This window comes from Labilibaculum euxinicum (assembly GCF_963678175.1).
Classification (GTDB): domain Bacteria; phylum Bacteroidota; class Bacteroidia; order Bacteroidales; family Marinifilaceae; genus Labilibaculum; species Labilibaculum euxinus.
Map to the genome: position 1 here is coordinate 3,313,143 of NZ_OY782756.1, position 12,883 is coordinate 3,326,025.

Annotated in this window: 13 protein-coding genes; 2 read left to right on the plus strand and 11 right to left on the minus strand. The window is 34.8% G+C overall.

Going from position 1 to position 12,883, the window contains the following annotated elements:
• Nucleotides 1-68: 68 nt before the first annotated feature.
• The 7 genes from ACY0M5_RS13155 to ACY0M5_RS13185 form a co-directional block, all read right to left on the minus strand.
• Nucleotides 69-1,685, minus strand: coding sequence for an MAC/perforin domain-containing protein (locus tag ACY0M5_RS13155; RefSeq protein ID WP_461629454.1), 1,617 nt, complete (start codon nt 1,683-1,685; stop codon nt 69-71).
• Nucleotides 1,686-1,889: 204 nt separating this feature from the next.
• On the minus strand, nt 1,890-2,276 hold the full coding sequence (locus tag ACY0M5_RS13160) for an HU family DNA-binding protein (protein WP_461629455.1): 387 nt from the start codon (nt 2,274-2,276) through the stop codon (nt 1,890-1,892).
• 335 nt (nt 2,277-2,611) lie between these two features.
• Nucleotides 2,612-2,998, minus strand: coding sequence for a DUF2023 family protein (locus ACY0M5_RS13165; protein WP_225441430.1), 387 nt, complete (start codon nt 2,996-2,998; stop codon nt 2,612-2,614).
• Nucleotides 2,999-3,003: 5 nt separating this feature from the next.
• Nucleotides 3,004-3,510 (minus strand): flavodoxin, encoded by a 507-nt coding sequence (locus ACY0M5_RS13170; RefSeq protein WP_124993661.1) that lies wholly within the window; start codon nt 3,508-3,510, stop codon nt 3,004-3,006.
• 160 nt (nt 3,511-3,670) lie between these two features.
• On the minus strand, nt 3,671-4,273 hold the full coding sequence (locus tag ACY0M5_RS13175; protein WP_321316426.1) for a response regulator transcription factor: 603 nt from the start codon (nt 4,271-4,273) through the stop codon (nt 3,671-3,673).
• Nucleotides 4,263-5,003, minus strand: coding sequence for a hemerythrin domain-containing protein (locus ACY0M5_RS13180; RefSeq protein WP_321316427.1), 741 nt, complete (start codon nt 5,001-5,003; stop codon nt 4,263-4,265). The genes ACY0M5_RS13175 and ACY0M5_RS13180 overlap by 11 nt, the downstream gene beginning before the upstream one ends.
• A 280-nt stretch (nt 5,004-5,283) precedes the next feature.
• On the minus strand, nt 5,284-6,057 hold the full coding sequence (locus tag ACY0M5_RS13185) for a hypothetical protein (protein WP_461629456.1): 774 nt from the start codon (nt 6,055-6,057) through the stop codon (nt 5,284-5,286).
• 381 nt (nt 6,058-6,438) lie between these two features.
• Between ACY0M5_RS13185 and ACY0M5_RS13190 the strand changes: the two genes are divergently transcribed.
• A complete protein-coding gene (locus tag ACY0M5_RS13190; protein WP_124993664.1) occupies nt 6,439-6,834 on the plus strand; it encodes an FKBP-type peptidyl-prolyl cis-trans isomerase in 396 nt (131 codons plus the stop codon).
• 110 nt (nt 6,835-6,944) lie between these two features.
• On the opposite strand, the gene ACY0M5_RS13195 is transcribed toward ACY0M5_RS13190, so the two are convergent.
• The 3 genes from ACY0M5_RS13195 to ACY0M5_RS13205 all read right to left on the minus strand — a co-directional run bounded on the left by ACY0M5_RS13195 (nt 6,945) and on the right by ACY0M5_RS13205 (nt 8,477).
• On the minus strand, nt 6,945-7,460 hold the full coding sequence (locus tag ACY0M5_RS13195; protein ID WP_124993665.1) for a DUF2892 domain-containing protein: 516 nt from the start codon (nt 7,458-7,460) through the stop codon (nt 6,945-6,947).
• Nucleotides 7,461-7,717: 257 nt separating this feature from the next.
• Nucleotides 7,718-8,014, minus strand: a complete 297-nt coding sequence (locus tag ACY0M5_RS13200) for a hypothetical protein (RefSeq protein ID WP_124993666.1) — start codon at nt 8,012-8,014, stop codon at nt 7,718-7,720.
• Nucleotides 8,015-8,069: 55 nt separating this feature from the next.
• Nucleotides 8,070-8,477, minus strand: a complete 408-nt coding sequence (locus ACY0M5_RS13205) for a hypothetical protein (protein ID WP_124993667.1) — start codon at nt 8,475-8,477, stop codon at nt 8,070-8,072.
• Between the two features lie 230 nt (nt 8,478-8,707).
• Here ACY0M5_RS13205 and ACY0M5_RS13210 point away from each other — a divergent pair, with 230 nt between their 5' ends.
• Nucleotides 8,708-9,751 carry a quinone-dependent dihydroorotate dehydrogenase gene (locus tag ACY0M5_RS13210; protein ID WP_461629457.1) on the plus strand — a complete coding sequence of 348 codons (1,044 nt, stop codon included), beginning with the start codon at nt 8,708-8,710 and terminating at the stop codon, nt 9,749-9,751.
• Nucleotides 9,752-9,887: 136 nt separating this feature from the next.
• On the opposite strand, the gene ACY0M5_RS13215 is transcribed toward ACY0M5_RS13210, so the two are convergent.
• A complete protein-coding gene (locus ACY0M5_RS13215; RefSeq protein WP_461629458.1) occupies nt 9,888-12,833 on the minus strand; it encodes a DNA polymerase III subunit alpha in 2,946 nt (981 codons plus the stop codon).
• Nucleotides 12,834-12,883: the final 50 nt, after the last annotated feature.

A 12,883-nucleotide genomic window follows, 5' to 3' on the forward strand; every position in this document is an offset into this window, starting at 1 on the left:
ATGATGATTTAATAAAACAAGCTCCCTATCAATTGTCTTGATAGGGAGCTTAAAGTATAGATTTGCTTTTATAAAGCCACAATAATATAATCATCCAAATGTTGTTCGGTTAATTGGATTGTTGGCATATTTTTTACCCATTCTCTTATGCCGTAAGTATCCAAGATATAATCATCATTAATCGAGTATGCAAATTTTACTGCCGGATTTTGAGATATTAAATAAGTTCTATTATTGTGAACAAACTTCTTCATCTTATCACCTACAAGATCTGTTGGATCTTGATCAGGATAAAACTCAGGAACATATCCTGCATAATAAGCTGTAAGTGTTAAATATGGATCATCTGGCACGGGAGATTCATAAGATAACCATTCACTCCTATCCACTGTTTTAATTTTATACTTAGAGGTATATTTATTAATAGTGCTAGCTGTGTAATTTGCATCCTGATACTTATCGTAATGCAATATTACAGCATCTTCATATCTTGTAACCAAGAATATTAATTCATAGTCATTTTCTTCATCATGTGCATAAACAAGTACCGGTTCTCTAAAGTTAGCAACGAGATTATTATTACCCCTGATTGCCCTCACAATACGCTCTTTCAGATTTTCTTCTCTAATTAATTCAGTGATTGGTAATAACCCATTATCTGAAAATTCAATAATACTATGGTTATTTTTGTTATTTAATGAAGCCAGCCAACTTGTTAAATCAACATTAATACTACTTATTTTTTCAGGAGTCGTAAAAGCGGCAATTGCTCCTATTCCTCCAAGAGTTTTCACTGATGTTCTTAAATCAGTAAATTTATTCGTAAGCTCTTTGCCATTTGTATAACCTCTTCCAATACCGAAATCACCTGATGCCGTTTTGCCATAAGATGCCCCGATATCCGAATTCATATCCTTCCCACGTGCTTCTAAAGACTCATTGCCTTTATAAACACCTGAATAAAAAGCAGTAGCTTTTCCGCCAACAATGAAATCACACATTACAAAACCGCCATAGGTTTCAAAGAATTCAGATGGAGTATTATTGTATAAATGATTCAAGAAACTTTTAGATAAACAATATCTCATTTCTTTTAAATCATAGCTATTTGTTGTGAGCCAATACCTGGAATCTTGATACAAATAATGCAACTCCCCAAAAACGCGGTTACTTTCTTCCACGGTCGTTTTACTGAAAGTACGTTCCATACTTTTTCTAGCGCCAATTGAAAACAAACCCAAGTTCAATTTGAAACCTCCTTTCACTTTCTTTTTGACTGTTGATTTTTCCAAATACTTGCTAAATCTAGAATATGCAAACGAATAGTTATCGGTATAGCCTATTCTGTCGGTATCTGTACCATCAGGATTATTTATAAGGTACTTTTCTAAATCAATTACCCTTGGTCCAAAGTTCTTATAATCCGTTAGAGGAAGCGTATTCATTTTAAATGATCTTCCCAAATACTTTTGAAAAGGTTCGTTACCAGATTTCAATTTTCTTTCTGGTTCTTCAGCCACCTTTTTCGACAAAATAAGTGGCGAATTGGGATCTCGTTCCTTTAATATGATTGCCTTGCTTTTAATTTGATCTTGTGAGTTTTCTATAAATTCTTCCTGAGTATCATTATCACAGGATGCAAGTATAAACATACAAAAGGTAAAAAATAACAGTAAGTTTTTCATTTGTTAAAACATTTAAGTAGTTAATAAAATACAACTGCAAGCAGTTGCGCGTTTAATTATTGATTTGAAGTCATACTAAAGCTTCTGTTAAGCCATCTATACCTTTCCCAAAAATTGCTTATATCGTTTGGGGAAATCGTATATATCGTTTTAGTAAAAGGCATAGAGTGTTTCATGGACTAGTTTTTAGCAATCCTGTTTATGCTAGTCTGTTTTCGTATATTTTAGGGTGAGCAACATATCTTTCAGGTCGTTGCCGGGGCGAAAGTTGATTTTTGATTTTATTATCTGCCCTGCGTGGAATTTCTTTTCTGTTTCGGCACCAGTACTTTTTACCGATACCTGAAAAGAACCAAAATCTCCGAAACGCACAATTTCTCCTGCTGCAAGATGTCGGCTCAAGAGTTTGGTGAGATCATTTAGCACTGCCAATACATCGGTATCGCTTACGGTGGTAGAGCCTTCTGCAATTTCATTGCTCAAATCTTTAAAACTAATTTCACCACTCGATTTAGCTGTGGCATACCATTTTTTAGGTTCAGTAGGCTTACTTGGATTCCCCTTTTCTCTTACTACAAATTTTACTGACATAATAATTAAAATTTTAAATGATTGAAAAAGATTCTCTTTTATTTAGACAAATAAAACTAAGTATAAATAAAACATAAATAAATCATTAAAAATGATGATATTTAATAGAGATCCTTTTTACCTGTAAAAAATGTTGTTAAATTAACAAAGGTTTGAAATCAGTATTATTTCGCATTTTAGTTTATGTGAAAATGCCGGAACTGATGATTTCTTTCATGCTAATCATTATTAATGATAACAAATCAATCAGTACTCTAGTTCATAAAAAAAATACTCACTAAAGAATAATCGGATTATCTAAAGTGAGTATTGAATTAGCAGCAAAAGAAAATCTTTTAACCTACTTGTCTGGAGTTTGTAATTGGTGTGACAATCCCTTTTCGTTTCATGTATCTTTCATATTGCAGAGTTCTGTCGTAGCCAAGCATAATACCAAGAATAAAATCCTCCTCATCAGAAAAATGAGATAAAGATTTTTCACCAAATGACAAAATAATCTGAATACACTCCTCTTTACCAAAAAAAACATTAATCTTATTTTCGTTAACCGTATGCAAAAAATAATTAATCCCCTTTCGAATTAACAACTCTTCTGTTTTATCTTTTTCTTTACTATTCATCGTGTGTAAAACGAGGCTTCTTAATCCTTTTTTGTACTCGTATACATGATGAAGCAGTATCTGCATGTCAGCAGTTTTATAATCCAAGCAAGTAATTTTCATTTTCTTCAATTGAATTGAGAGCCAATTTGTTCAACCCAGGATTTTATTCTTTTACTTGTTAATTCGCTTTGATTATCCTCATCTATAATTAATCCAACAAATTGACCTTCTTTTTCTGCTTTTGAAGCATCATATTCGTATCCTTCAATTGATGTTTTACCAATTAATTCAGAATTTTTATCTTCCAGAAGTTCATAAATTTCCCCCAATCCATCAACAAATGAATCGGAGTAAGAACACTGATCACCCAGTCCAAACAGAGCAATTTTCTTTCCTGCTAAATTCGAATTCAACAACTCAGCTAAAAAGCATTCAAAATCATCCTGTAAATCGCCGGTTCCCCAGGTTGACGTGCCAAAAATAAGATTATTAAATTGCTCAACATCACTAGACTTGGCTTCTGAAACATCAAAAATCACCGCTTTATCTTCTCCTAATTCTTTCTGAATTAATTTTGCTGCTGATTCTGTATTACCGGTTGATGAACCGTAAAAAATTCCAACATTCTGCATCTTTTATTTTTATTTAGATTTATTATTAATATATATTTCTGGAAAACCTCTTGCAATAGCTATTAATTATGATTTTAACGAAAATCCGAAAATATTATACAAGGCTAATTATCTAACACTTACAATATCGCCATCAACATTTCTTGCTAATAAGTTCTAATCACCTTACTTCCTCAGCTTTAATAATATGATTCATTAAGGCATAGACTGTTAATCCTGAAATAGTTTTTATTCCTAATTTTTGGGTAATATTTTTCCGATGAGTAATCACCGTGTTGATGGAAATAAACAATTGATCAGCAATTTCTTTATTTGAATAACCTAAAGCTACTGCCTTTAAAACATCAATCTCCCGATCACTTAAAGTACAAGAATCATGATTCCCAAAAGTGGAGTCCGACTCTTGAAAGAAGAGTTGTAATTTTTCAACCACCTGTTTTCTGTTATAAGAATGGAGAATAAAATGCTCAAATACGCAATTTGGTATTTTTTGCTGACCAATTATTATTGCCTTACAAAAACTACAAGAACCTTTAATACCTTTTAAACAATCTTGCTTTTGTTTGGGTAAAAGATCTTCACTAAGAATTAAATAATTTAAATCCGGAACATCATTCACAAGTCGTTCCAACTCCTCAAAACTATCTGCTTCGTATAAATCCGATTCTATTCCAATCACATTTAAAAGTGTTTTAACTCCTAGTCTAACCAAGTATTGGTCGGAAGCAATTACTGTTTGTTTTTTTTTATCCTCAAACTCCATAATACTCCAGTACTTTATGTTCTAACATTTTAACTTTAGGAATTAATACTTTCTCTTCCATTCTTGTGTGATTCTCAATATCACATTCCAGTTGAAATAATTCTGTAAGCAAATGTTCACAATCGTCTTCACAATGTAAAGGTGGCAAAAACCTTATGATTAGATTTTTCATATCTGCCAGTTTCACTTCAAGACTTTCGTGGTTACGTTCATATATCTCTATTGGTTCACGTTTTATTTTTTCTATTAATTGCGGTGAACAATTATTTGATTTTAAGGCTTTTTCTAAAGCGAGTACATAAGGAAATACATTTTTTTCTTCTTCACTAAAATGATGTTCGATATCAATTTTATACTCATTAAAAAACTGTTTTAACAAAGCAACATTTCTACTATTCTCAAATTGAGCTGTCTGATCCATCCGATCAATGAATAGCTCTATATGCGGTACTTTTGAATTTAAATAGTAAGAATGAGTATTGGTTAAATAGGAAACCATAACATCGGCTTTAAAATCGCACAAATGATTTTCCGGGAAATAATCAATACTGTGATAAGAATTTAATATTTCTAAAAAGAATGGAAGATCTACATTCCGATCTGTACAAATCTCTTCAATGCTCTTATTACCGAATCCTAATTTTATTCCAAATCGAGATATAATGGGTAGCAACTGATAATCTCTTAAGATCACCTCTGCCATTTTACTGTTTTTTGTAAAAGCAACCATCTACTTCTTTTTTATACGTTTTTATTGAGTTTTGTGAATAGCATAATCACGATCTAAATTATTATACATCCTTCTTGACAAAAATAGCTCATCTAAATGTTATGTGAAATCCCCATTTATAATGATTTTTTTGCAGATAAAATCAAAAGAAAATACCTGACAAAATAAACTCTATCCTTTCGACATGTATTAGAAGTAGTGTCTTTTCTATAAAAAGAAGAGATAAAAAAAATCCCCCTATTTCAAGGAGGATTAACAATTCAACTCATTTTATCTTTTACTAACAAAAACCTTTCAATGCTTTTTGCACTATTTTCAGATCGTTTTCTTCGTTGCGGATAATTTTATTTTTATCGTCGTACTCAAAATCAGAATAAGAAATTACGACCAAAGAGATATCATTCTCTGGAAGAACTTTAGCTCTTCGTTCATCGTATATTCTTCGTTGCTCCTCTCTCGACACAGTCTTTGTTCTTTCTTCTTCTTCCTCGTCCTCGTCGTTGTTTTTGTCAAAGCCGGCAACAGGTCTAAAATTCTGTATTTCTTTGTATTCAACCACCAATTGCAATTCTTCATAATAAGCATCTACAGGCAACATGGTTTGTTTTTTCCCATTTTTATGCAGATCTCCCAAAAGGAAATCAAATCGTTTTTGACGATCCGATGTTAACGATAAAACTTTATCGCATAAAGCAATAACATAGGTTTCATCACTGTTTAAACGAATGGCTATCGGATCATTTTCCGGCTTCTTTTTTTCCTGCTTGTAGGGTGCATCCGGAGCAGGTGCATTGGCCGGAACAAAATACCAATAAGTATGTTCTCCATGTCTTTCGGCATGAACAAAAGGTATTAAAGCTAACTGATCTTCGGCATCAAGTTCCCTAAGGATTAGGCGAATTGGCAATCCTTTTTTCACATCTTTTGCAAAAATTCCGGCTTTTATAAAGGCTGGCATCAAATCTTTTACCGGTGTTATTGTTAGCGAAGCATTTGCGTTAAAATATTCTTCAACTACTTTGTTTATCTTTTCTATTTTGGAAAGATCTTTCATCTGTTTATAATTTGTTTTTTAGTTGTCATATCAAACTCCCAAATTACACTCATTATCCTGCGTGTAACACTTTTTACAGGGGCGTTTCATATTCATGTAACTAAGTTGTATATCTACTATTTGTGCTTATCACTAAAAATGGGTAATAATTCTCTATTACCAAAACAATTGCCTGCAGGAAACACTTTTCTTGTCCGTTTCTTAATGGGGTACAAAGATAGATTTAAATTCCCTGATAAAGACTATTCCCTTTTCGGTTGCCTTGATTGTTTTGTACGTATTTCTATTCAATGGTAAGAATCAAGATCACGAAAGTGGCCTTGTAATGCAAAACAAGATTAGAATTATCTATTTTTGTACTCACCAAATTTTCAAAAAAAGATGACGAAACGCAATTTCCGGCATAAAAACGACGAAGAAATTACAGCCTATCTTGCTGACAATAAACTGGAAGCCCAAAAAAGCGATTCCGGCATATATTACCACATATCCAAAGAAGGAGAAGGCGAGCATCCCACCTGCACTTCAAACATTACGATCAGCTACATTGGCTATTTTACCGATGGCAATACCTTCGATCAAAATGAAAGACTGGAAATTAATATGGCAGATGTTATTGCAGGCTGGACAGAAGGAATCCAATATTTTAAAGAAGGAGGTGAAGGAATCTTATTCATCCCTTCGCATTTAGCATACGGAAATACCGATTTTGGATTCATCCCCGCCGGAACGGTTCTTATCTTCGATATTCAATTGATTGGAGTTGACGCAGTCTAAAAAAAAACGAAATATTCCTCAACAAAAAACCTGACAGATTTTTGAAAATCTGTCAGGTCTAATTATATCATTTGCAATCGAATCATTCCAAAATCTGAGTAAAGAAAAACTTAGATGCGTTTCAGCATGCCTTCTATTTCTCTGATTTGTGCCGTCAACATTTTTTGCTTGTCCAGTTTTTTGGCATCCTGTAAATAATATGTTGCCAGTTTCTTGTTTCGTTTCGAGAGAGCTATTCCTGACAAATTTAATTTAGCAACTGCCTGATCAGTTTTCAAACGAAGACCAGTTTCCAAGGCTTTCTTAAAATGTTTTTCAGCCTGTGCATTTTTTTGCTTTTGTGCTTCAACCAAACCGGAAAGATAATAGTAATATGCTTCCTGACTTTCAATCATCCTTTCGGGATGCTTTACCTTTGCTAATACCTTACCTGCAGACTCAAACTTATTTTTTCGAACAAAATAAAATGCAAGAAGGTTCATTTCATTTTTAAAATAGCTTAATACAAACAATCCGGAAAGTAAAAGAATCCATATTCCCGAAGACACTAAACTATTAATAAAAAGAGCGATAGATCCTAAAAATAAGATTCCAGCAATTATAAGACGTAGATATTTTCTAATCATGATTATTATTTTTTAGTTCAAGGCTACAAAACAAAGCATTTTTTGATAAAAAACCAGCATTATCGAACTTAGTTTTTCCTATTTAATAAAGTATATTTTTTTATTCTGCTTTATGAAGAAGAATAAACTCGCTGTATCAGATTCAACTCAATTTACAAGCTAATAATTTATTCAAAAAAAAATCCAGACCTGTTTTCAACCAGTCTGGATTCTTTTATATTTTGTATGATAAACCATATAGCTTATCGTTTATTATTTTATTCTCCTATTGCTTTACGAAATGAATTTGCTCTTTCAACAAAATCTTCAAATTCTCCGTATTCAATAAAGCGGCTTACATAACCTTCGCACTTTTTACAAACCCCTTTGATTAAAATATCATTCATATCATTAAGAATATTTTCCCTCACCTCAACTCCTTCAACGCATACAGCCTTACAATGAACACAGTAAGTACCTTCCTGCACAATATAGCGATAGGCTTCTTTCTCTTCTTCGTCCAATAATATATTTAACTGAAACTGATTTAAATGTATTTCTTTTAATAAATTCATAGTGTGTTTGCCTATTAATAACTTAACCAAAGTGAAAACAAAAAAACTAAACTAGTTACGAATTTTCCTTCAATAATTTTCTGCCGGATTCAATATGCCTATCCCAAAAATAGTAAAATTCAGCAATATGCTTTCTACTGCTCCTAAGCATCTTCATTATCCATAAACTTAGTAATGAAAACAAGGTAGAAAGCCATAGCAGCAAATTAAATAAACCCGGACTTTTGGTGACAATTTCCTGAATGCTTTCCATCCCTAAATCCTTTCCTATCACCTGACCAATATTTATAAAATTCCCGCTTAGCAATACTAGTATACAACATATAGCAATCAGTACGAATAAAGCACGTAATACATTAAGAAAATTCTTCATTCTTTCTGTGGAATGACCTTTCGTGTAGATCACTACAAATTTACCCGCGGATGATTTCAACCAGCTTTCAAAATCATTTTTAATCATCATACTTCTGTAATTTCTTATTGTTTTTAGCTTAATTAACTCCCAATTACAGGAGGTATTTTCAAAACGACTACGAAAGTATAAAAATAATCATTAAAAAAAAAGTTATGTTGACTAATTATCATACTGTTATTTGCCAGGTAATTTCTCATCATAAATAAACAAACAATTAAGACTTAAAACTCTTTTTCTATTCATATTCCTTACTATCTTTGTTTAAAATTAATATTTAGATGAGTTTATACCGATTATTGATACGCCCCTTTTTAATTCAGTTCAATCCTGAAACAATTCACAGATTTACATTTACCTGTTTTAAGGCTTTCCAGAAATCGAAAATTATCCGTTCTATTGTTTCTGCGCAGTTTAGAGTTGAAAGCTCATCCCTTGAAAGGGAGCTTTTTGGCTTAAAATTTCCAAACCCCGTTGGTTTGGCCGCAGGATTGGATAAAAATGCAGAAGCTTTCGATTTTTTAGGAAATATGGGCTTTGGATTTGTTGAAATTGGAACACTTACTCCAAAAGCACAGCCAGGAAATCCAAAACCTCGTTTGTTTCGTTTTGTTAATGATAAAGCATTGGTAAACCGTATGGGATTTAACAATGAAGGTGTTGAAGAGGCTGTTGAACGCTTGCGAAAAAAAAGAACCAATATAATAATTGGTGGAAATATTGGCAAAAATAAAAATACACCTAACGAGGAAGCTACTGATGATTACTTAAAGTGTTTTGATGCCTTATATCCTTATGTAGATTACTTTGTAGTAAACGTAAGTTCTCCCAACACTCCTAATCTGAGAGAACTGCAGGGAAAGGAACCTTTAAAGAGGCTTTTGAATGAAATTATGGAGGTAAACAGAAACAAAGAAAAAACGAAGCCTGTCCTTTTAAAAATTGCACCGGATATTAACAACTCACAATTGGATGATATCATCGAAATTGTTCAGGAAACTAAAATTGATGGCATTGTTGCGACAAACACAACCATTTCACGGGAAGGATTGTCGTATCCGGAAAGCAGAATAAAACAAGTTGGTGCCGGCGGATTAAGCGGACAACCACTTCGTGAAAGATCTACGCAAGTGATTCGATACATACATGAAAAATCCGGCGGGAAAATTCCTGTTATTGGTGTTGGAGGTATCCTAACAAAAGAGGATGCTTTGGAAAAATTAGAAGCTGGAGCTTCGCTTGTGCAAATTTACACCGGCTTTATTTACGAAGGGCCTGCTTTGGTGAAAGCAATTAATAAGGAGTTGATAAGAAACAAAGTCTAGAAAGGTCTTGAACAGTCGAAAAGTCAAACAGTCGCATGGTCTAAAAGTCATAAAACAACAGTAATCGAATGTTTTGCCGTGTGGCCTTGGCCCAGGGTTAAAATAAACCTCTTCCTTTTTAATTACTAATTCATAATTACTTTGTCACATCGTCTAAACTCAAATTTGGCATCCGTTCCATTTTGCTCACTTCAATGCTTAAAAATCCATATTCCACAGTTACTTTTCCTTCTATGCAATAGCAACCGGGCCCGCGAAATGGATACTCTTTGGCAACTGGTGGAAAATGAACAGTATCGATCCAATGTCCATCCAAATCAATCCAGGTTCCAAAAAACATGATTTTTCCATTGCTGGCCTTGGTTGGTTTTCGAGTAATCAAAAAGCCAACAATGCGAACATACCGATTAATAAGCTGAGGTAAATGACATGCTTTTAAATCGGAAGGAAGCTCATCTTTCAGCAATTCGAAAGGCGACTGTATGGATAAACCCAGCAATTCAATTTCATCAAAGGCATCTTCCAATTGATGTTTCCATAGATCCGGAAGCTTGAACTCTTTCACCTCAGTCTGGAACAAGGTTTTTTCGGACTTGATCTTTTTACTATGCCCCAATAGGAAATGAGCATCCCAAAGCAATTCTTTTTTGCCTTTTCCGGTAAAACGGAAGGCTCCCACCCGTATCAAAACAATTAATTGCTCCAAACTAACAGGAAATCGATTCACAAAATCGCGCAAGCTTGTAAATATGCCATTCTCATTGCGCTCATTAATCAGATTTTTTCCGATTGTTCTTTCCAAATCATGCAAAAGATAGAAACCCAACCATATTGTTCTTCCCTGAATTCGATTCTCCCAAGAACTTCGATTTACACAAGGTGCTTCAACCGTGGCTCCATGCATTACCGCTTCATGCAAGTAGAGTTGTGCAGAATAAAAACCACCGCCATTGTTCAGCGTTGCCACCATATATTCTAATGGATAATATGCTTTTAAATACAGCGCCTGAAAACTCTCCACCGCATAACTGGCCGAATGTCCTTTTGCAAAGGCGTAATTGGCAAAGCTTTCAATCTGCCGCCAAATATCCTGAACAATTGCATCTGCATAGCCTTTTTGCCTGCAATTAGAGAAGAATTTGTCCCGAACTTTCGCAAACTCGTTTCGCTGCTTAAATTTCCAGGACATTCCTCTGCGCAAAACATCTGCTTCGTCGAGCGATAAACCGGCAAAATAATGCGCTACTTTAATCACATCTTCCTGATACACCATCACACCGTAAGTTTCCTCCAATATGCGGTATAGGTCGGGAATTTCACGTCTGGCCTCTTCCCTTCTGTCTTCATCCTGAAAGCGGAGAATGTACTCGCGCATCATTCCACTCTTAGCCACTCCCGGTCTGATAATGGAACTTGCAGCAACCAACCGCTTGTAATCTTCGGCCTTTAATTTGGTTAAAAGCATACGCATGGCCGGCGATTCCACATAAAAACAGCCGATAGCTTCACCTCTTTTTAACATGCGCTTTATCCGCACATCTTCCATAAACAATTTGGTATTGTGAATGTCGATATCAATGCCATGATTTTGCTTGATAATAGCAAGAGTGTCTTTAATTTTACCCAATCCCCGCTGACTCAGAATATCGAACTTGTGCAAACCCAAGTCTTCAGCAATGTACATGTCGAATTGAGTGGACGGGAAACCTTTTGGCAAAAGTTCGGTTGCTGAATAGTTGTTTATTGGTTCATCTGCAATTAAAATCCCACTGGAGTGGATGCTTCCATGACTCGGAAAACCTGCAATATACCGGCTGTAACGAATTACCCATTTTCCATATTCATCGGCCTGATCGGGATTGGGATTTTTTTGCAGGCGGGTAATCTCTTCATCGGGCAAACCAAATACCTTACCAATTTCACGAAAGGCTGATTTATGATTGAAAGTGATAAAAGTACCAAGCAAAGCAACTCTGTCCCAACCATATTTATCAAACAAATAGTGAGTCACATCATCACGATCGGTCCAGGAAAAGTCGATATCAAAATCGGGTGGCGATGTTCGGAAGGGATTAATAAACCGCTCAAAGTAAAGATCTAAATCAACCGGGTCAACATTAGTGATTCTCAGAAGGTAAGCAACCAGACTATTGGCACCGCTTCCCCGCCCTACATGGTAATATCCTTTACTCATAGCATATTTTACCAGATCCCAATTAATCAGAAAATAGGAACAAAAGCTCAACTCCCGAATTACCTTCAATTCCTTGTTCAGGCGATCCAAAATCTCATCGGTTACCTGATCGTAACGATATTTTAATCCTTCGCAAGCCTCGCACTTCAACAGTTCAAAATCTTCCTCCTCCGAAGAGGTAAAGTGCTTTTTGTTTTTGTTGCTTCCAAACTCAAACTCCATATTGCAGGAATTCAATAGATTTTCTGTATTCTCAATAATTTTTGGATACTCCCTGTAAATCTCTAAAAGTTCACTTCTACTTCGGTATCGATCCTCAAAATCAGCCTGTTCAGACTTGGGCAGTTTGCTTAACAAAGTATTCTTATCGATGGCCCGCAACAAACGGTGAATGTTGTAATCGCGTTTGTTTCGAAAGCTCGCTGTTTGCAAAACCACCAACTTATGCTGATGGTTTTTCCACTCAGTAAACGGCAAACGAAGTAAATCCTGAGGGCTCACACCTACATATTCATATTCTTTTAAATCACAAAGCTCTGACGTAAAAGGATAAACGACACAGGCATGTTTAAAGCTGGGTGCATTCGGTAAAAACGCTCTCTTTTCGTGCAGATGAAGTGTTAAGAACGCATTCAGTTCACGAAATCCATCTGTGTTTTTAGCAATTGCAACATACTGTTGCTGAGTTCCATTCCGAAAATCGATTCCCACCACAGGGCGAACACCAAACGCCGCACATTGCCTTACAAAATCAAGACTTGCTGCGGTATTATTGATATCCGTTAAGGCAATAGTCGTAAATCCTCCTGCAGTAACCTCTTTTAAAAGATCTTCAACAGAAAGTGTTCCGTATTTAAAACTGTAGTAGCTATGGCAATTTAAAAGCATGGTTGTAAAGTCTAAAAAGTCTGGAAGGGTTTAAGAGTCTGGAAAGGTCG

Bases quoted from the DNA above. Each gene is read 5' to 3' on its own strand.
- ACY0M5_RS13160 (WP_461629455.1), bottom strand. From the start codon at position 2,276: ATGTCAGTAAAATTTGTAGTAAGAGAAAAGGGGAATCCAAGTAAGCCT.
- ACY0M5_RS13190 (WP_124993664.1), top strand. From the start codon at position 6,439: ATGACGAAACGCAATTTCCGGCATAAAAACGACGAAGAAATTACAGCC.
- ACY0M5_RS13180 (WP_321316427.1), bottom strand. From the start codon at position 5,003: ATGGTTGCTTTTACAAAAAACAGTAAAATGGCAGAGGTGATCTTAAGA.
- ACY0M5_RS13165 (WP_225441430.1), bottom strand. From the start codon at position 2,998: ATGAAAATTACTTGCTTGGATTATAAAACTGCTGACATGCAGATACTG.
- ACY0M5_RS13210 (WP_461629457.1), top strand. From the start codon at position 8,708: ATGAGTTTATACCGATTATTGATACGCCCCTTTTTAATTCAGTTCAAT.
- ACY0M5_RS13175 (WP_321316426.1), bottom strand. From the start codon at position 4,273: ATGGAGTTTGAGGATAAAAAAAAACAAACAGTAATTGCTTCCGACCAA.
- ACY0M5_RS13185 (WP_461629456.1), bottom strand. From the start codon at position 6,057: ATGAAAGATCTTTCCAAAATAGAAAAGATAAACAAAGTAGTTGAAGAA.
- ACY0M5_RS13215 (WP_461629458.1), bottom strand. From the start codon at position 12,833: ATGCTTTTAAATTGCCATAGCTACTACAGTTTTAAATACGGAACACTT.
- ACY0M5_RS13195 (WP_124993665.1), bottom strand. From the start codon at position 7,460: ATGATTAGAAAATATCTACGTCTTATAATTGCTGGAATCTTATTTTTA.
- ACY0M5_RS13155 (WP_461629454.1), bottom strand. From the start codon at position 1,685: ATGAAAAACTTACTGTTATTTTTTACCTTTTGTATGTTTATACTTGCA.
- ACY0M5_RS13205 (WP_124993667.1), bottom strand. From the start codon at position 8,477: ATGATGATTAAAAATGATTTTGAAAGCTGGTTGAAATCATCCGCGGGT.
- ACY0M5_RS13170 (WP_124993661.1), bottom strand. From the start codon at position 3,510: ATGCAGAATGTTGGAATTTTTTACGGTTCATCAACCGGTAATACAGAA.
- ACY0M5_RS13200 (WP_124993666.1), bottom strand. From the start codon at position 8,014: ATGAATTTATTAAAAGAAATACATTTAAATCAGTTTCAGTTAAATATA.